The organism is Escherichia sp. MOD1-EC6098, from assembly GCF_002965865.1.
Taxonomy (GTDB): domain Bacteria; phylum Pseudomonadota; class Gammaproteobacteria; order Enterobacterales; family Enterobacteriaceae; genus Escherichia; species Escherichia marmotae.
Window position 1 is genome coordinate 118,595 of sequence record NZ_PTSN01000011.1, and the last position, 19,708, is coordinate 138,302.

At 47.7% G+C, this 19,708-nt stretch carries 16 protein-coding genes and 1 tRNA gene; 4 read left to right on the forward strand and 13 right to left on the reverse strand.

Going from position 1 to position 19,708, the window contains the following annotated elements:
* Positions 1 to 40 precede the first annotated feature (40 nt).
* The 4 genes from fumB to C0K55_RS13115 form a co-directional block, all read right to left on the reverse strand.
* Entirely contained in the window at positions 41 to 1,687 is a 1,647-nt protein-coding gene (gene fumB / locus C0K55_RS13095) for a class I fumarate hydratase (RefSeq protein WP_105266547.1), read from the reverse strand.
* 77 nt (positions 1,688 to 1,764) lie between these two features.
* On the reverse strand, positions 1,765 to 3,105 hold the full coding sequence (gene dcuB / locus C0K55_RS13100) for an anaerobic C4-dicarboxylate transporter DcuB (protein WP_000899515.1): 1,341 nt from the start codon (positions 3,103 to 3,105) through the stop codon (positions 1,765 to 1,767).
* A 569-nt stretch (positions 3,106 to 3,674) separates the two neighbouring features.
* On the reverse strand, positions 3,675 to 4,394 hold the full coding sequence (dcuR, locus tag C0K55_RS13110; RefSeq protein WP_000611294.1) for a two-component system response regulator DcuR: 720 nt from the start codon (positions 4,392 to 4,394) through the stop codon (positions 3,675 to 3,677).
* Positions 4,391 to 6,022 carry a sensor histidine kinase gene (locus tag C0K55_RS13115; RefSeq protein ID WP_105266548.1) on the reverse strand — a complete coding sequence of 544 codons (1,632 nt, stop codon included), beginning with the start codon at positions 6,020 to 6,022 and terminating at the stop codon, positions 4,391 to 4,393. The genes dcuR and C0K55_RS13115 overlap by 4 nt, the downstream gene beginning before the upstream one ends.
* 178 nt (positions 6,023 to 6,200) lie before the next feature.
* Between C0K55_RS13115 and yjdI the strand changes: the two genes are divergently transcribed.
* The 4 genes from yjdI to ghoT all read left to right on the forward strand — a co-directional run bounded on the left by yjdI (position 6,201) and on the right by ghoT (position 7,439).
* The gene (gene yjdI / locus C0K55_RS13120; protein ID WP_000371696.1) at positions 6,201 to 6,431 is read left to right on the forward strand and encodes a 4Fe-4S mono-cluster protein YjdI; all 231 of its coding nucleotides are present in this window, start codon (positions 6,201 to 6,203) and stop codon (positions 6,429 to 6,431) included.
* Positions 6,432 to 6,442: 11 nt separating this feature from the next.
* Positions 6,443 to 6,715: a GNAT family N-acetyltransferase gene (locus C0K55_RS13125; protein ID WP_000405652.1), complete on the forward strand. Its 273-nt coding sequence runs from the start codon at positions 6,443 to 6,445 to the stop codon at positions 6,713 to 6,715.
* A 227-nt stretch (positions 6,716 to 6,942) separates the two neighbouring features.
* The gene (gene ghoS, locus C0K55_RS13130; protein ID WP_001517605.1) at positions 6,943 to 7,239 is read left to right on the forward strand and encodes a type V toxin-antitoxin system endoribonuclease antitoxin GhoS; all 297 of its coding nucleotides are present in this window, start codon (positions 6,943 to 6,945) and stop codon (positions 7,237 to 7,239) included.
* A 26-nt stretch (positions 7,240 to 7,265) separates the two neighbouring features.
* The gene (gene ghoT, locus C0K55_RS13135; RefSeq protein WP_001173345.1) at positions 7,266 to 7,439 is read left to right on the forward strand and encodes a type V toxin-antitoxin system toxin GhoT; all 174 of its coding nucleotides are present in this window, start codon (positions 7,266 to 7,268) and stop codon (positions 7,437 to 7,439) included.
* Between the two features lie 118 nt (positions 7,440 to 7,557).
* Here ghoT and lysS read toward each other — a convergent pair whose 3' ends face one another.
* From lysS to cutA, 9 genes are all read right to left on the reverse strand, one after another.
* Entirely contained in the window at positions 7,558 to 9,075 is a 1,518-nt protein-coding gene (gene lysS / locus C0K55_RS13140; RefSeq protein WP_001295074.1) for a lysine--tRNA ligase, read from the reverse strand.
* Positions 9,076 to 9,311: 236 nt separating this feature from the next.
* Positions 9,312 to 10,769 carry a dipeptide/tripeptide permease DtpC gene (dtpC, locus tag C0K55_RS13145; protein WP_001517606.1) on the reverse strand — a complete coding sequence of 486 codons (1,458 nt, stop codon included), beginning with the start codon at positions 10,767 to 10,769 and terminating at the stop codon, positions 9,312 to 9,314.
* Between the two features lie 58 nt (positions 10,770 to 10,827).
* Positions 10,828 to 12,975, reverse strand: coding sequence for a lysine decarboxylase CadA (cadA, locus tag C0K55_RS13150; RefSeq protein ID WP_001517607.1), 2,148 nt, complete (start codon positions 12,973 to 12,975; stop codon positions 10,828 to 10,830).
* 79 nt (positions 12,976 to 13,054) lie between these two features.
* The gene (gene cadB, locus C0K55_RS13155) at positions 13,055 to 14,389 is read right to left on the reverse strand and encodes a cadaverine/lysine antiporter (protein WP_000092898.1); all 1,335 of its coding nucleotides are present in this window, start codon (positions 14,387 to 14,389) and stop codon (positions 13,055 to 13,057) included.
* Positions 14,390 to 14,751: 362 nt separating this feature from the next.
* Positions 14,752 to 16,290 carry a lysine decarboxylation/transport transcriptional activator CadC gene (cadC, locus tag C0K55_RS13160; RefSeq protein ID WP_061090610.1) on the reverse strand — a complete coding sequence of 513 codons (1,539 nt, stop codon included), beginning with the start codon at positions 16,288 to 16,290 and terminating at the stop codon, positions 14,752 to 14,754.
* Between the two features lie 602 nt (positions 16,291 to 16,892).
* A tRNA-Phe gene (locus C0K55_RS13165) sits at positions 16,893 to 16,968 on the reverse strand.
* A 106-nt stretch (positions 16,969 to 17,074) separates the two neighbouring features.
* A complete protein-coding gene (locus tag C0K55_RS13170) occupies positions 17,075 to 17,650 on the reverse strand; it encodes a transcriptional regulator (protein ID WP_001188522.1) in 576 nt (191 codons plus the stop codon).
* A 35-nt stretch (positions 17,651 to 17,685) separates the two neighbouring features.
* Positions 17,686 to 19,383 carry a protein-disulfide reductase DsbD gene (dsbD, locus tag C0K55_RS13175; protein ID WP_105266549.1) on the reverse strand — a complete coding sequence of 566 codons (1,698 nt, stop codon included), beginning with the start codon at positions 19,381 to 19,383 and terminating at the stop codon, positions 17,686 to 17,688.
* Complete coding sequence (gene cutA / locus C0K55_RS13180) at positions 19,359 to 19,697, reverse strand: divalent cation tolerance protein CutA (protein ID WP_105266550.1); 339 nt, start codon at positions 19,695 to 19,697, stop codon at positions 19,359 to 19,361. The genes dsbD and cutA overlap by 25 nt, the downstream gene beginning before the upstream one ends.
* Between the last annotated feature and the right edge of the window lie 11 nt (positions 19,698 to 19,708).

Genomic DNA, 19,708 nt, shown 5'->3' on the forward strand with positions numbered 1-19,708 from the left:
ATCACCTGGCAGTATACCGCCAGGCGCCGGGCCGAAGATGTTACTTAGTGCAGTTCGCGCACTGTTGATTGACGATCTGCTGGAAGAAGTCGTTGCCCTTGTCATCGACCAGGATAAACGCCGGGAAATCTTCCACTTCGATTTTCCAGATAGCTTCCATACCCAGCTCCGGATAGGCAACACATTCCAGATGCTTAATGCTCTGCTGTGCCAGCACTGCCGCCGGGCCGCCAATGCTGCCGAGGTAGAAGCCGCCGTGTTTATGACAAGCGTCGGTGACCTGCTGACTGCGGTTACCTTTCGCCAGCATGATCATGCTGCCGCCGTGGGATTGCAGCAGATCCACATAGGAGTCCATACGTCCTGCGGTAGTTGGGCCAAGTGAACCGGAAGGATAACCAGCAGGCGTTTTGGCCGGACCTGCGTAGTAGATCGGGTGATCTTTGATGTACTGCGGCAGTTCTTTACCGGCGTCGATCAGTTCTTTCAGCTTAGCGTGCGCAATATCGCGACCAACGATAATCGTGCCGGTGAGCGACAAACGGGTGGAAACCGGATACTGCGAAAGCTGGGCGAGGATCTCTTTCATCGGACGGTTAAGGTCGACTTTCACCGCTTCGCCTTCACCTGCCTGACGTAGCTCTTCCGGAATGTACTGGCCTGGGTTGTGCTCCAGTTTTTCTATCCAGATACCTTCGCGGTTGATTTTTGCTTTGATGTTACGGTCAGCGGAGCAGGAGACGCCCATACCTACCGGGCAGGATGCGCCGTGACGCGGCAGACGGATCACGCGGATGTCGTGGGCGAAGTATTTACCGCCAAACTGCGCGCCGAGGCCGAGCTTCTGGGCCTCTTCCAGTAGTTCCTGTTCAAGCTGGACATCGCGGAATGCCTGACCGTGTTCGTTCCCTTCCGTCGGCAGTTCATCGTAATAGTGAGCACTTGCTAACTTAACGGTTTTCAGGTTGGTTTCAGCGGAAGTTCCACCAATCACAAATGCGATATGGTACGGCGGGCAGGCTGCGGTGCCGAGGGTGCGCATTTTCTCAACGAGGAAGTTTTTCAGTTTGCCGGGGGTTAGCAGGGCTTTCGTTTCCTGGTAGAGATACGTTTTGTTGGCAGAGCCGCCACCTTTGGCAACGCAGAGGAATTTGTACTCGTCGCCATCTACCGCGTACAGGTCGATTTGCGCAGGCAGGTTAGTGCCGGTGTTAACCTCTTTGTACATATCCAGCGGCGCGTTCTGTGAATAGCGCAGGTTATCTTCGATATAGGTGTTATAGACACCTTTTGACAGGGCTTCTTCATCACCGCCGCCGGTCCATACGCGCTGACCTTTTTTACCGACAATGATCGCGGTGCCGGTATCCTGGCAGGTCGGCAGCACGCCTTTGGCAGCGATTTCAGAGTTTCTCAAGAATTGCAGCGCCACATACTTATCGTTTTCGCTGGCTTCTGGGTCGTTAAGAATAGACGCAACCTGTTTCTGGTGGGCCGGACGGAGCATGAAAGATGCGTCGTGGAAGGCTTGCTGCGCCAGCAGGGTCAGGGCTTCTGGTTCCACTTTCAGAATGGTTTCACCGTCAAATTCGGCAACGCTGACGTAATCGGAGGTGAGCAGATAATATTCGGTATTGTCTTTCCCCATCGGGAAAGGTGCCTGGTAGATAAATGGTTTGTTTGACATAGCTTCCAGCCTGTAACTCTGTATTTGTTATACGAAAATGGCGTGCCGCACAGCGACGGGCAGCACGCATAGTGCAATTACAAGAACCCGTACATCGCGGCGAAGATCCAGCCAAAGACGCAGGATACGCTCACGCCAATCAACCCTGGCAGAATGAAGCTGTGGTTGATGACGAAGCGACCGATGTGGGTGGTTCCGGAACGGTCAAACTGAATCGCTGCCAGGTCGCTAGGATAGGTCGGCAGGATGTAATAACCGTAGCAAGCCGGTGCTGAAGCCACGATGTATGCCGGGTCAACGCCGATCGCCAGTGCAACCGGAACAATGGCTGCCAGCGCTGCGGCCTGGGAGTTCACAAACTTGGAGACCAGCAACAGAACAATGGCATAAGCCCACGGATACTCTTTCACCATTTCGCCCAGTACGCCCTGAATTTCAGACATATGCGCACCGAACATGGTTTCCGCCATCCACGCGATACCGTACACCGCCACGATGGCGATCATACCGGAACGGAAGACTTCGTTTTTTGAGATAGACGCGGGATTGGTTTTGGTCAGGATAATAATCAGCGCCCCGGTCAGCAGCATAAACATCTGAATAACCAGTACCATTGATAGCGGTTTGCCACCAAAAGATGGACGCAGGTCTGAATCAGCACCGAGAAGCGCGACCACGGCGATTGCCCCGAGGAAGATCCACATTGCCAGCCAGTTGCTTTTCGGCAGTTTTTTATCCAGCAGCGTAGCGGTATCACCGTAAACATACTCTCGGTTTTCCGGTACAGAGATGAATTTCTGGAATTCTTCGTCTTTATCCAGATCTTTACCGCGGAACCAACTGAAGATACCGATCGCCAGGATTCCTAACAAGGTAGATGGGATGGTGATAGCGAGCAGGTCAAGGAATTCAAGATGACGACCGTCAAAGGTGACGTTACCCAGCATTGCGACGAGTGATACTACCGCAACGGACACCGGACTGGCGATAATTCCCATTTGCGCGCCGATAGAACTCGCCGCCATCGGGCGTTCCGGGCGAATGTTGTTCTTAATGGCGACGTCATAGATGATCGGTAGAATGGTGTAGACCACGTGGCCAGTACCGCAAAGAATGGTCAGTATACAGGTGACAAACGGCGCGACAATGGAGACATATTTCGGGTTGCGGCGCAGCAGTTTTTCGGCAATTTGCAGCATGACGTCAAGGCCGCCAGAGGCTTGCAAGGTCGCAGATGCCGCCACCACCGCGATGATGACCAGCATTACATCAACGGGGGGTTTACCCGGCTGAAGGTGGAAGACGAAGACCAGAATGACCAGGCCGATACCGCCTAATAACCCCAGCGCGATACCGCCCTTTCTGGCACCATAAAACAGACATATCAGTATTATGATAAGTTGGATAGTAAATAACATGTGTGAACCCTCGCGATAATCCCATTTAAATTCTTGTCGAATAGATCACAGTCACGTTCTGTTTTGGATGAACTGTTTTCAGAGCCTGACTAAATATCCGTTTGGTCGTTACTGGCTTGAGTAAATACTTCACAGTAAATATTGGCTGATTAAAACAGCAGAAAATTTATGCACTGTGATAAGTGACTTTTTCAGAGAGAAATACTCTCTGGCGATGGGTTTATCGTTTATGTTTTGCAGATGTTAATGACTTGTTTGTTTGCTATCTTGTTGATATTTATCAGTCTGTTTTTGTTCTACAGGAAGATGTCATTAAGTTTATAGATTATTCTGATCTACCTATTTGTGGGTAAAAATACACATAATGCAGGTAACATAATAGTTAATTAACTTTTGTTAGCGTTTTGAAATTAAAAACTCTATTTATCCGAAAGGATATTAATTTGCTGGACTGAAGAAGGGAAATTATATTTGATCTGGCACAAGTTTTACTGATAGGGGATGTAACTTGTGCCAGTGCTGGTTTGCGTTACTACAATAATTGTTACTTCCAGATAACGAATAACGCTTTATTGACAATATTGCTTCAGTAATGAGTAATGCTCTGCCTGAATACGGTAACGATAAACCGGACGACCAGTGACACCATAATGGATGCTGGTAACTAAGATGTGGCAATTCACCAGCCAGATCAAATATTTACGGCACGAAACGCGTGAGATGTTAACCTCGTTGGCCAACTCGTCGGTTGAAAACTCATAGTCCTGATGAGCGTCAATCCATTGGCACAGCGTGCGTAAAGTCTGTGGCGTTAAGCCTTTCGGCAGACGACGCGTATCCTGTTCGTTGGATGAACTGCCATGAATTAGCTGGTCCAGTTCCGCCTGGTCGTAATACTGCTGCTTCTCCAGCGCCATTTTTTTTTGTCGCCAGCCGGTGAGTGCCTCTTCAAAACGTGATGCCTGGAAGGGTTTAATCAGGTAATCAACGACGCCGTAATGTAGTGAATCTTTAATAGTTGCGGCATCGGCAGCGGAAGAGATGACAATCACATCGCTTTTGCAGTGAGCGTTGTGCAGGGCGGGCAGTAAATCGAGTCCATTCTCTTTTTGCATATAGATATCGAGTAATATCAGGTCGATGGAGGTGTCGCTGTTGAAGATAATCTCTTTGGCTTTCTCAAGCGTAGAGGCAGTGCCGCAGCACTGAAAGCCCGGTATCTGTGCGACATAGCGGCGATTTAGTTCCGCTACCATTGCGTCGTCATCGATAATTAATACATTAATCATTTGCTCGACCTCTCCCCATCCCAGGGTAATTGGACAAAAAATTGTGTGAAAATTCCGGGTTCTGATTCCACGGCAATGCTGCCGCCGAGATTTTCAACCTGTTGTTTGACAAGTGCCAGACCGATGCCTCGTTCGCTTCCTTTTGTCGAGACACCTTTGTCAAAAATGTGATCGATTTTATCGGGGGGAATCCCCGGCCCATCATCGTTAATTTCACAGTGCAGCAAGCCGTGACGGTAGTGTAACGTGACGCTGATTTCGCCACCAGGTTGCGGCCCTAATGCCTCCAGCGCGTTTTCTATCAGGTTTCCCAGCGTGGTAATTAGCGTCGCGACCTGATCTTCACTACCACTGTCTGGCAACTGGCTTTCACTGTTTAAAATCAGCGTATGGCCTAAATCGGTCGCACGGTTAATCTTGCTGATTAAAAAACCAGCGATAACCGGAGATTTGATCTTACCCAGCAGAGAGCCAATCTCTTCCTGATAGTTGTTGGCTGTTTTGAGAATGTAATCTTCCAACTGCTTATAACTCTTCAGATGCAATAATCCGAGAATCACGTGCAATTTGTTCATAAATTCGTGGGATCGTTCACGAAGGGCATCGGCATAGTTGACCAGACCGTCCAACCGTTGCATCAGCTTACGAACTTCTGTTTTGTCTCTGAAGGTAGAGATGGCTCCGATGATAATGCCATTACTGCGCACCGGAACGGTGTTGATCAGTAAGAGTCTGTCTTTAACGGTCACCTCTTCATCTCGTCGCGGCGTGCCGTCGCGTAACACTTCCGAGACATCAACTACCTGCGACCATGCCTGACTAAGTGTCGATAACTTTTCGTCATCCTGCGATTTGTGGTAGTTGAGCAGTTCTTGCGCGGCATCATTAATTAGTGTGACTTCGCCACGAGCGTCCACGGCAACGACGCCTTCCTTGATCGATTGCAGCATTGCCTGGCGTTGCTCAAACAGAGTAGAGATTTCGTAGGGTTCCAGGCCGAACAGGATGCGCTTAAGTACTTTGACCAGTATCCAGGTGCCCAGACCGCCAACCAGCACACCGAATAAAATTGACCAGATAATGCTCCAGCGGCTGTCATTGATCTGCTGTGTTACACGGCTTAACTCCAGACCAATCGCCACCACGCCGATCTGTTTATGATTTTCGTCGTAGACAGGGGTAAATACGCGTAAGGCTTGTGCCAGAAAACCGTGATTAATAGCAACATTTTCCTCGCCGTTCAAAGCTTTAAGGATGTCATCACCTTTAAATGGCTGACCAATTCGCGGGGCTTCAGGGTGTGAGTAGCGAAGACTTTGCATATCGGTAATGACAATAAACAGCAGATCGTTCCGTTTGCGTACATCTTCAGCGATGGCCTGGATACCGCTCTCCTGCGGTGTTTTTTGTAAGCCCCGGCGGATTTCCGGCGAGTCAGCAAGGGTTCGCGCCACAGCCAGCGCCTTGTTGGCTAGTCCGTCACGCGTCATATCGCTGATCTGCGAGAAGTAAATCAGATGCACTACCAGCAACACCGAGAACAGCACTGCGCTGACCATTAAGATCACCGTGGTACTGAGTTTCATCGGACGTTTGCGTAACATGTGGCAGGGCAGTGAATGTCTCATCAGCTTCCTTGTATGACAAATTTCCTAAGCATTATCCCTGATGATGCGGGTAATTCAAAGGGAGTAAGGGGGATTGGCTATTTGGAGCAGAGGAGCTGGTCATTGAAACTGCCAGTGTCGTCTGGCGATTCGGGAGCTATGCTTATAGCGAAAACCATACTTTTGATGGGGGAAGGTCATGGATCAAGCTCTACTGGATGATGGTTATCGCTGCTATACCGGCGAAAAGATAGATGTCTGGTTCAACACCGCGATGTGTCAGCATTCCGGCAACTGCGTACGTGGCAACGGCAAGTTATTTAATCTCAAACGTAAGCCGTGGATTATGCCGGATGAAGTTGACGTCGCTACCGTAGTGAACGTTATTGATACGTGCCCAAGTGGCGCACTGAAATACCGTCATAAATAAGCGAGGGAAAAATGGAAATACGTGAGGGCCATAATAATTTTTATATTAATGATGCGCAGGGAAAGCAAATAGCAGAAATTGTCTTTGTGCCAACCGGAGAAAATTTAGCCATTATCGAACATACCGATGTTGATGAAAGTTTGAAAGGGCAGGGGATTGGTAAACAACTGGTGGCAAAAGTCGTGGAAAAAATGCGCCGGGAGAAACGAAAAATTATCCCGCTGTGTCCGTTTGCGAAACACGAATTTGATAAAACGCGTGAGTATGATGATATTCGTAACTGATGGGAGAGTGTGGAGTAATGATATTTTCATGTTCTGCGTAACGTCATTCAGGAGAGTATCTGAAGGGTAGGGGGATGCACAAATAATGGTCAGAGAGAGCGTTTTTTTGTCCCAAATCATCCCCTCTATTGAGCAAAAAAAAAAGAATATCTCCTATATGAGAATCATCAATCGGGGTTAATAAACTTTGCATCCCCAGGGCGTATAATATTGATAGGAGTCATTTTATGGAAGGTATAAACAGGTTCAAAACTTACGTTGTTTCTTTTGATTATCCATCATCTTATTACTCAGTTTTCTTAAGGTTAAGGTCGTTAATGTATGATATGGATTTCTCCTCTATAGTTGCTGATGAATATGGAATACCACGACAATTGAATGAGAATGCTTTCGCAATAACGACATCATTAGCCGCAAGTGAAATTGAAGATTTAATCAGGCTCAAATGCTTAGACTTACCAGATATTGATTTTGACCTCAACATTATGATAGTCGATGACTATTTCCGTCAGTTCTACAAATAGATGGGAAGGATAAGAAGATATTCAAAATGGCACTATTCTCTAAAATATTAATTTTTTATGTGATTGGTGTGAACATATCCTTTGTCATTATCTGGTTTCTCTCACATGAGAAAACACATATTCGTTTACTTAGTGCATTCCTGGTAGGAATAACCTGGCCAATGAGCCTGCCCGTGGCATTACTTTTTTCTCTCTTTTAGGAGCTGTGGTTGAGTGGACCCGCTGGTTATCTTGAAACGAAGCGTCTCTCCTCAAAGCTGGACTTGCGGAACGACGAACGAAGCAGTCATCAGGCTGCTTCGTTCATTAAAGTAAAACTTATTTCTGTGGGCGCATAGCCGGGAAGAGAATAACGTCGCGGATAGTATGACTGTTAGTAAACAGCATAATCATTCGGTCGATACCAATACCTAAACCAGCGGTTGGCGGCAGACCATATTCCAGCGCAGTAACGTAATCTTCATCGTAGAACATGGCTTCGTCGTCACCTGCAGCTTTAGCGTTAACCTGCTCCTGGAAACGTTCTGCCTGATCTTCTGCGTCGTTTAATTCGCTAAAACCATTACCGATTTCACGACCACCGATGAAGAATTCAAAACGGTCGGTGATTTCCGGGTTAACATCATTACGGCGCGCCAGCGGCGACACTTCCGCCGGATACTCAGTAATAAAGGTTGGCTGAATCAGATGTGCTTCTGCCACTTCATCAAAGATTTCGGTGACAATACGTCCCAGCCCCCAGCTTTTCTCTACCGTAATACCGATAGATTCGGCTAATGCTTTAGCGGCATCAAAATTATCCAGGTCTGCCATATCGGTTTCTGGACGATATTTTTTGATTGCTTCGCGCATGGTGAGTTTTTCAAACGGTTTGCCAAAATCAAACACATGCTCACCATAAGTGACTTTAGTTGTACCCAGTACCTCTTGTGCCAGGGTGCGGAACAGTGACTCCGTCAGTTCAATCAAATCGTGGTAATCCGCATACGCCATGTAGAGCTCCATCATCGTGAACTCAGGATTATGACGAACAGAAATACCTTCATTACGGAAGTTACGGTTGATTTCGAATACTCGTTCAAAACCACCTACAACCAGGCGTTTCAGATACAACTCTGGCGCAATACGCAGGTACATATCCAAATCAAGAGCATTGTGATGGGTAATAAACGGGCGAGCAGATGCCCCACCAGGAATTACCTGCATCATCGGGGTTTCTACTTCCATAAACCCACGAGCGACCATGAACTGGCGGATAGCGGCCAGAATTTTTGAACGAACAACAAAAGTTTGACGGGATTTATCGTTAGCGATCAGGTCCAGATAACGTTGACGATAACGGACTTCCTGGTCCTGTAAGCCATGAAATTTATCTGGCAAGGGACGCAGTGCCTTAGTCAGCAGGCGTAACTCAGTACAGTGAATGGAAAGCTCGCCAGTTTGTGTCTTAAACAGCGTACCGCGTGCGCCGATAATGTCACCCAAATCCCATTTTTTAAACTGGTCGTTATAAACACCTTCTGGCAGGCTATCTCGCGCAACGTACAGTTGAATACGGCCACCTACATCCTGCAACGTTACAAAGGAGGCTTTCCCCATGATGCGACGGGTCATCATTCGGCCAGCAACCGAGACTTCAATGTTTAAGGATTCCAGTTCCTGGTTATCCTTCGCATCAAATTCCTCGTGCAACTGGTCAGAGGTATGGTCGCGGCGAAAATCATTGGGAAACGCTACACCTTGCTGACGCAGTGCTGCCAGTTTTTCGCGACGATTTCTCAGTTCATCATTAAAATCAATAGCCTCATTGGCTCCCCGTGTTTCTTGTTCAGACATTTTGGTTCCTCTAAATCCAGCTTTCAATTTAGCGTAGATAAAGAGACAGATCGGTACACTGTATTATCTGCCTCGACTATTAATAACTCAGTTTATCTTATCGAAACCAACGCTCACCTCAAGTTGATATCACTAATAAATAATCATAAAAATAGTTTAAATATCTTATTAATCTTGATTTGCTAGTGTGATTAACTAAAAGTCAATTGATTCATAACCAATTGTTTTTACGGCAGTTAATCGTTGCTTTCCTGTATCATATTGGTCGGCGTGCTAAACAGAAATCGGGTAGCAAAGGCCAATACCACGATGATCGCGACACAAGCCAACGTCCACTCTCCCATCTGGGAAAAGAATCGCTGGTAAGCTGCAATTGCCATACCGCTAATTTGCGACTCTGTCGTCTGTTGTGCCACTACGCCTGCCAGCCAGTTGGCGACCGCGCCTGTTGCCAGCATATAAATACCGGTTAATACGCCAGACATTTTCAGGCGCGTGATTTGCGCAATTGCCACCGGATCAATAAAGAGTTCGGCAAAGCCCATTAGCGCCAACCCGGATATCATCACGCCCATTGACGCTTGACCGCCAGCCGCTGCATGTCGGGCATCAAATGCCAGCAACATAAAGCCACAAGCCATCAGCAGTAAGCCAAAGGCAAACTTCAGCCAGACGCGCAATGTTGAGTTGCCGCGGCTTTCTGGCGACGCCAGCCAGGCAAGTACAACCCCAGCGAGCATCACCGCAATTGCATTCACCGACTGGAATAGCGCAGTAGGTACTTCAATATTGAATGCCTGACGATTCACAAAGCGATCGATAAACAAGCTGATGGTACTGCCGCCCTGTTGTGCCAGTACCCAGAACAACGTCCCGACAAACATCAACAATACAATTTGCCAAAGAGCACGGCGGTGTTCGGGGAATTTGATCATCATGCGGGCAATGATTTGTGCAGCAATAAGGCAAACGATCGCCAGCAAATATCCGGACCAGTCGTTTTCCAGCAATAGGGTAAAAAATACCGGGGCTAAACAGAGCATCACCACCAACCAACTCCATACCGGCAAGGCAAACTTCACGCGAGTGAGTGCTTTTTTATCCATACCTCGCGTGGATTGGAAATGACGATGACCACTCAGGAATATCAACAAACCGATAAACATGCCGCCGCCCGCAAGGGCAAAGCCAACATGCCAACCATACCACTGTGCAGCCAGGCCACAGGCGATGGGGGCGGCGATAGAACCGATATTGCCCGCGGCATATAGCAGCGAAAAACCACCATCACGTCGATGATCGTCCGCGTCATAGAGCTCGCCAAGTAAACAGCTAATGTTTGATTTGAATAAACCGTAACCACAAATAATGATTGCCAGCGCCAGATACAGGCTAAAGGTTGAATTTGTATCAATGCCCAGTACCACATGGCCAAGGGTCATTAACAGCGCGCCGGCAATTACTGCAGTGCGGTTGCCGAGCAGGCGGTCGGCAAGCCAGCCGCCGAGAATAGGGGTAACATAAACCAGAGATGCATATGCGCTGAACAGGCTGATGGCATGGTTATCATCAAAACCAAGCTGATGGGTGAGATAGAGAATGAGTAAGGCACGCATGCCGTAAAAACTGAAGTACTCCCAGATCTGGATCGCCACGATATAGTATATCGCGCGCGGCTGTGAGGGTGTTTTCATGTGTTCTCCTTATGAGCAAAAAAGGGAAGTGGCAAGCCACTTCCCTTGTACGAGCTAATTATTTTTTGTTTTCTTCTTTCAATACCTTAACGGTATAGCGGCCATCAGCCTGACGGTATGCACCGTGAATGTCGGTTTCAAAGCCCGGATAGTGAGCGCCGATTTCACACAGCATCTGCAGGAACTCCAGAACCGGACGGCTTTCTTCGGTGATCATTTCACCCGGCATTACCAGAGGAACTCCCGGCGGATACGGAAGGATCATATTGGCGTTAATACGACCTACCATTTCGTCGAGGTAAACTTCTTCGGTCATACCGTGCAGCTCTTTCTGGAACGCAGCATACGGAGTCATTACCATCGTCGGCAGAACTTCAAATGCGCGATACATCAGATCCGGCAGATTGTGGTGAACAATCAATTTGTGGATATTCTGCGCCAGTTCCTGAATACGCATGTTTTCATAGAATTCAGGATCTTCACGATACAGAGACGGCAGCATGTTTTTCACACGCAGGTTCAGGTCGAACGCACGTTTGAAGTCAGTCAGAGCACGCAGCAGGCTCAGTGCTTTGGTCTTATCGATACCGATGCTGAACAGGAACAGCAGGTTATACGGACCGGTCTTCTCAACAACGATGCCATGTTCGTCGAGGTATTTCGCCACGATGCTGGCCGGAATACCGAACTCGCTCATGGTGCCGTCTTTTTCCATCCCCGGAGTCAGCAGGGTGACTTTGATCGGGTCAAGATACATGTGTTCATTATCGATGTTTTTGAAGCCGTGCCAGGTGCTGTCAGAACGCAGCGGCCAGCATTCAGTGGTATCGATATGATCCGGCTGCCATACATCAAAGAACCAGCCATCAGATTCCGTTCTCAGGCGTTTGATCTCTTTACGGAACTTGATCGCACGTTCAATGGAACCGTTGATCAGACGCTTACCGGCATTACCTTTCATCATCGCCGCAGCGGTTTCAGTGGAGGCCACGATACCGTAGTGCGGTGAGGTGGTGGTGTGCATCATGTAGGCTTCGTTAAAGGTTTCTTCGTTTACATCACCTTTAACGTGGATCATGGAAGCCTGAGAGAATGCCGCCAGCAGTTTGTGAGTGGACTGGGTTTCATAAATCACTTTCCCTTCTACACGGCCACCGCTCATACCACATTTACCTTCGTAAATTGGAGAGAAGTTGGTGTAAGGCACCCATGCGGAGTCAAAGTGGATGGATTTTACATCCAGTGTTTTCTTGATGAAGTCGGTGTTGTACAGCAGACCATCATAGGTAGAGTTAGTAATTACGGCATGTACCGGCCAGGTTGCGTTTGGTGTTTCTTTAACGCGCTTAGCAATGGTAGCGTGCTGGAATTCACTCTGTGGGATACCACCAAGAATACCGTAAGCGTTACGGGTCGGGCGGAAATAGATTGGTGTAACATCGCTCATCATCATCAGATGGGTCAGCGATTTGTGGCAGTTACGGTCAATCAGAATGGTGCTGCCTGCCGGAGCCGAGTACATACCGACAATTTTGTTGGCAGTGGAAGTACCGTTAGTCACCATGTAGCTGCGGTCTGCGTTAAATACGCGGGCGATATACTGTTCTGCTTCTTTGTGTGGACCGCTGTGATCCAGCAGAGAACCCAGTTCAGATACTGAAATGGAAATATCAGATTTCATGGTGTTCGGACCAAAGAAATCATAGAACAGGCTACCTACCGGGCTTTTCTGGAATGCAGTACCGCCCATGTGACCAGGAGTACAGAAAGTATATTTACCTTCACGAACATATTTAAACAGTGCTTTGGTCAGCGGAGGCAGAATAGTGTTGATATATTCGTCAGTGGTCTGCTTGATCTTGTTAGCAATATCATCAGCAGCACCCAGCGCATATTCAAAGAAGCTAATCTGTAAACGCAGATCGTTCAGGCTTACATCGAGAGTGGAATACGTATTAGCGAACGCGTACAACGGCAGGTTCTCGTTCATTTTGCTAATTTCTTCGCACAGCTCGAGATTATATTTATCCCAGTCAAAAATAACACCGCACAGACGCGCATTGTTTTCGATCAATTTTAATAAGTCGTCACGGTCGTTCGGGTAAACAATCTGGAAGTTCAGACGTTCAAGCGCGCGATGAAGTTCACGGATGGGTTCTTCTTTAAAATAAACCCCCATGTGATTCAATATTGCAATAACGTTCATAGTCATATCTCCAGGTAAAGAAGGCCCCTCCCAACACATGGGACAAAATGAAAGGAGGAGCCTCGGAAAATACTTTTAATTAATGTGCGTTAGATGCAGTGTGGTTATCCATTGAGTGGCTCTGGCGCTCGTGCATTTTGCGAGCGTAGAACATCAGGATAATCAGGCTGACGATGAAGGTTCCTGCCAGCTCGAAGGAGCTTGCACCCATCAGAGCGATGAAGCAGAACACGCAACCCAGTACAGAGCAGATCAGGCTGACAAAGTTGCGGATGTTAACGCCTTCAAAACGAATCAGGTCAACGCAAGAGTAGAAGTACGGCAGCATAGTCAGCAGTACTGCGATACCGGTCAGTTCACCAAACAGGTCAGATGCTTTACCACCGGCAGAGTTCATCAGGGTGATCAGGATCATCAGGGCAGTCATTTTCACAGCAGCCAGCAGCAGACCTTTTTTCGGAATACCGTTGCTGTCGACTTCGCCATAAACTTTCGGGAAGTTACCGTCGTTAGCGGCACGCACACCTGCCTGGCCTACCAGCATCATCCAGGAACCCAGAGACGTCAGGCATGCAAAGGCGGTGAATGCAGAAACCAGCGGCGCAGCCCAGTTACCCAGGATAGTAGAAGCACTGATTGCAAACGGAGCACCGGAAGCTGCCATTACAGAAGACGGATACATACCGGAAAGCACTTGAGTTGCAGCAATATAAACAATACCTGCTAAACCAGTACCCAGCATGGTTGCCAGTGGAACGGTACGTTTCGGGTTTTTAACCATACCCGTACTTACCGCTGCGGATTCCACACCCACAAAGGCCCACAGGCAGAGCAGAATACTTTTAATGATCGCATGGCCATCAGTGGTATTAGCAGTGTTCCAGTTAGCTGCATAAGTTGCAGTATCAAACCAATGCCAGCCAACAATAGCAGTCATAACTACAGGAATAAGAACCAGCACCAGACCAATAGTGGTTAAACGGCTTACCCAAGTACCGCCGAGCATATTTACAAAGGTAAATATCCAGACGATAGCAATACAGGCGATACCCGCCGGGACAGGATCATTTAATACCGGGAAGAAGGTGGAAAGATAAGATACAGCGGTAATACCAATCGCCAGGTTACCAATCCAGTTAGCATGGTAATAAAGAACACCTGTCTGAAAACCAAATGCAGGAGAAATTTCTCCGGCATAAGCAATTGGGCCACCTTGTTGCGGGTTTTTTGTTGCCAGTCGGGCATATACATAAGCCAACGACATTGCACCAATAATAGAGATAATCCAACCCCAGATAGCAATACCACCGATACTTGCAAGGTTCGCAGGTAATAATGCAATACCGCTCCCCATCATATTACCGGCAACAACACCGGTACAGGCAAATAGCCCGATCTTCTTGGCAGAACTCATGCTCTTCTCCTAATTTCATTTTTGAATTTGGAGTCCGGGTCATGATGCGTAACTATTTACTGACCAGACCAAACTGGCGACAAGATTACTCAAAAAAAAAGATTAATCCTAAAGATTAGGTGAAATAATACAAAAGTTTATGTAAGTGAGAATTTGAGCTCTCCATTAACAGATAAGAATCGCAAGTTGATATCATGAAAAGATAAACATTTAATGTTTACAATGGGTTATGTACATATTTGTGGTTAAAATTATGTAATAAAAATTATGCGACAAATAAAATGCCGAACATATTACACCAATAAAAACACACAAAAATTCAACATCCAGTATTCCCGTGCATGAATCAACGCGGGAGTCACTTATTCTGAAGCGAGAAATTTGTCGAGATAAGGAACAACATAAGGAACAGAAGTCTGGAATATACCATTTTCAATCCAGTAAAGGGTGTTTGTACCAGGACGTAAATTAAAGGCTGTGAGATATGCATCAGCAGCTTCACGGTTCATCCCCTTCATTTCGTAAACTTTGCCAAGCAACACATAGTTTAGCCAGGACATTTCAAGATCAATTCCAGTATTTATCGCCTGATACGACTCCTCTATTTTTCCATTTTCCAGAGCACTGACAGCTTTTATTTGATAGAAAATGGCTAGATTATTCATGCCCGGCATTGTAGCAATGTTATCAATTTCTGTATTCAGTGCTGCTAATTGTTTTTCATCTAAAGGGTGCTGAGAATGACGTACTATATCAACTAATGCTTTTTCTGCTCTCGCATAGATAAATTCAGGAGATGATTCAATAATCTCACCTAATAATTCACTGGCACGGTTCAATGATTTTTCATCACCATGCATTAAATAATCATGCGCTTGATAAAAATTAGTTAATAAAGCACCTCGATGAGGCAATATTTGTTGGAACATCTCCTGCATTCGTTGTGGCCACGGTTGATTCAATGCCTTTGATAAACTCTCAAGTAAATCATTTTGAATTGCCAACTGGTTACCGTTAGTGATGACATAACGTTTATCCAGCATGGTTGAACCATCTGCATTGTCTACCAATTTCACCGACATAAAGCACTGCTGAGCGCGGTATTGGCGTTGATTAACAAATGCAATAGATAACGTTTTACCAGAGCTGCTCGGTTCATCAATGTTGTAGTTAATTTTGTCATGCACCATAAAGGTGGAGAAGGTATTAAGTGACGTAGCCACCAAATCGCCCACACCTATCGCGTAAGAGCGCTGATACGGAGAAGTCCAATTGTTACAACTGTTATTCACCATATTAATGTCAATATCGCGTGGATTGAGCAAAATACGCGATTTACTCAAAGGAAGACGCGTTTCCAGGCTGGAGAATGCCACGAGTACGACACAGATACCTAACGACAACAGGAAAAAAAACCATACCCAAAAGGCAGTTAATCGTTTGCATCTAACTGGGGGATGTTCAGGTGGCTTTGGGGGGTATTGGATATCTGGACTGTGGATGGGGGGATCTGTGTCAGGAGCCGCCTCTGGTATAGGAGGAGACGAAGATAACATCATTTCCTCCCCTTCCTCTTCGCTGCACCATATAACCGGAACCATTAATTTATAACCGCGCTTCGGTACAGTAGCGATATAGACAGGACTATCTTCATCATTATCTTTTAATGACTTACGCAGTTCTGAGATACTCTGTGTTACAACGTGATTGGTGACGATACTCCTCTTCCACACATTATCGATAAGTTCATCTCTACTAAGTACTTCACCACTATGTTGAGCAAAGAAAACCAGAAGATCGATTAATCGTGGCTCCAGGGTTAGTTGACGCCCGTTGCGACTTATTTGGTTTATGGACGGAGTAACAAGCCATTCGCCAACGCGAACTACAGGTTGTTGCATAATAGAAACTCACTCGAAAAGGGACTGGCCCAATGATAATTGCCATAACCTATTTTTACCATCTATTGATGAATGTCTTTACATATTATTGGTGAATAGAATACGTTATTCTTACCAGCCATAAACTTCTTGATTACATAGCCTTACGAAAGAACTTTAATGAGAACCAGAAGTAATTTGCCTTACCATCAAAATTCATCATCTTTGCCAAAGAAAAATGTTCAGAAAATAATTCCCGGAAAATGGCCCGAAGCGCTTACTATTTTAATGGATTGTTAGTCTTTGCATGAGCAAACGGACTGATACATTTTTCTTTGTTCGCATTCAGAATCTCATCAGTCGGCGTTCTGTTTATGGATGCATTACGCTCCTGATGACGTCATTTGACGTTCAACAGCATTACGGGGCCGCGCGACATTTCGCGTCAGTCAGTGCTATAGCTTAGGGACAAATTTTCTCGAACCGGGATATACCCGCAAAATGCTGGTGATGTGGGGGAGAATCGGGTTGAGTTCGGCAGAATTGATTTGGAGGCAGAACGCTTAAATTGTGGCGTCCTGAAACGAAAAACGGACCTCCGTGGAGGTCCGTTTATATGAATTTGGTGCCCGGACTCGGAATCGAACCAAGGACACGGGGATTTTCAATCCCCTGCTCTACCGACTGAGCTATCCGGGCAACGGGGCGCATTAAACCGTAATCTGCACATCTCGTCAACCTAATTTCAGTAAAAACGATTCAATTGCTTAAGTTTGCGGCAAATCGCTTGTTTTCTGTATTTCTGTCAGGTCAGTGCCCCGCCCTGACGGCAGCGGGCGAAGCGCAGGATATCTTCCGCCAGTCGGTGTGCGGTGTCGACATCCGCCTGGCTGCGATTCACCAGCATGCGACTTAAACACCCTTCCAGCACCAGTTCCATCTGCTTTGCCACCATTGCCGGGTCGTCAACTTCCAGGGTGGTTAACAGTTCGTGGGTGAAATCATACGCCGCGCTTTTTTGCTGATCGGCCAGTTGATGGATAGGGTGGTCGGGATCGGGATAAAACGTGCAGGCAGCGATAAACAGACAGCCCGGATAGCGGTTGTTTTTAACGCATTCTGATAATGCCTGATAACGCGCCAGCAGCTTTTGTTCAGCAGACTGCGTTTCATCCAGCATCAGTTGACGACGCCAGACATCTATCTGTTGGCTAAGATAGCGCAGCGCATCGTAGAGGATGGCCTCTTTGTCTGGCCAGAAACGCTGGAGCGCTTCCAACGGATAATCCACTCGTTCAGCAACCATCTCCAGCGTAGTGTTAGCAATCCCTTGTAACTCTAATAATTTCAGGGCTTCTCCCAGTACATCTTCACGTTGCACGCTATTTTCCTCCGTCTTTCCCACTGAAGTGTCGTTCACGGTTGGCGATCGCGCAAATGTGCGCTGAAGGTTTCTGCATCCATAAAGCCCGTGACTCGTGCTTGTGGATGCTCCTGACCTTGTCCGTCAAAAAACAGAATCGTCGGTAGGCCAAGGACATTTAGATGTTTTAACAGCGCCACATCTTGTGCGTCGTTGGCAGTGACGTTGGCCTGAAGTAATACCGTGTCTGCTAACGCTTTTTGCACCTGCGGGTCACTGAAGGTGTTTTTTTCGAACTCTTTACAGGCGACGCACCAGTCGGCATAGAGATCTAGCATTACCGGTTTGCCTTTGGCTGCAACGAGCGCCTGATTTAACTCATCTACTGTTTTGATTTTTTTAAAGTTGAGATGGGTCTGAGATTGTGCCGTGCTCGTCGCGCCAAACGCCCAATCCTGGAGTGGGCGCACGCTTACCAGCGCGGCTGCCAGCAGGATAATTTGTACCATGCGCATCCAGCCGCGTTTGGCTTGTAAGCTGGTGACAAACGCCCAGCCAAAGAACGCGACGCCAAGCGCCGACCACAAGCGTAATCCCCAGGCATCGCCAATCACCCGCTCCAGCAGGAAGACCGGCAGCGCCAGGATTACAAAACCAAACGCGGTTTTGACCTGTTCCATCCACGGACCGCTTTTCGGCAGCAGACGGTTGCCGAAGACAGTAATGAGTATCAGCGGAAGTCCCATGCCCAGCGCATAGAGATAAAGTGTACCGCCGCCCAGCCACATGTTCCCGCTTTGGGCGATATACAGCAGAATCGCGCTAAGTGGCGCGGTAGTGCATGGTGAACAGATCAATCCGGCAATTGCGCCCATAACAAACACACCGCCAGGCGAGCCGCCTTGCTGGCGATTACTCATCAGCGTGAGGCGTGTTTGTAGGGAAGAGGGAAGTTGCAGGGTAAACAAGCCAAACATCGACATCGCCAGCAAGGTAAAGACGATCGCGAGGCCGATAAGCACGTAAGGATGCTGTAGCGCCGCCTGGAACTGTAATCCCGCGGCGGCAACCACCAGACCCAGTGCCGTGTAAGTCAGCGCCATCCCCTGAACATAAATAAAGGTCAGCAGCAATGCTCTGGCGGTGGATAGCCGCTGTTTACCGCCCAGTACGATGCCGGAAATCAGCGGGTACATCGGCAGCACGCATGGTGTGAAGGCGATGCCGATACCGATCAACAGCGCCCAGAGTGCAGAAAAGGGCAGTTGCGCGGCGGGTTGCTCTTGCTGCGGAACTGGCGCAGGTTGTGGCGCCGCGTTGTTGGTGAGCACTTCGCTTAACGGCACTATTTTAGTTTCTGGCGGATAACAGAAACCGGCGTCGGCGCATCCCTGGTAAGTAATCGTCAACGTCGCACCAGCACCCGCCTGATTGATGGTAACGGGAAGCGTCAGCCGCCCACGGTAAATCTCGCTTTTGCCGTAAAACTCATCTTCATGCCAGACACCTGACGGCAGTTGCACGTCGGCAATCTTCGCCTGTTCAGGCGTAATACGGATCTGTTTACGGTAGAGGTAATAACCGTCTTTGATCTGCCAGCTCAGATTAAGGTCATGCTGGTTTTGCTGAAAATCAAAAGCAAAGGCTTGATCCGCGGGGACAAATTGGGAACGTCCAGGCGCGTCGAATAATCCGGCAAAAACGGAAGTGCTGCAAAATAGCAGGATCAGCGTAAAGATGCGTTGAGCCATGAGAGGTAATCTGTGTCTCCATGTGTAACAGGTAAAACCAGAAGTTCAGGTGTTTGATAAGGATGATGAGCCTTCAGGCATTCCAGCAGTGCCTGCTGGTGAGCTTTATCGGTTTTTAAGATCATCTGTACTTCATATTCCTGTTCCAGCTTACCCTCCCAGTAATAGAGAGAGGTTGCACCGGGGATCAGGGTTGCGCAGGCCGCCAGTTTTTCTGCCAGCGCTTTGGCAGCCAGATCCTGGGCTGTCGCTTCATCCGGCGCGGTACACAGCACCACGACAGACGCGGTATTCGAACCTTTTTCATCAAGCATAAACACCTCGC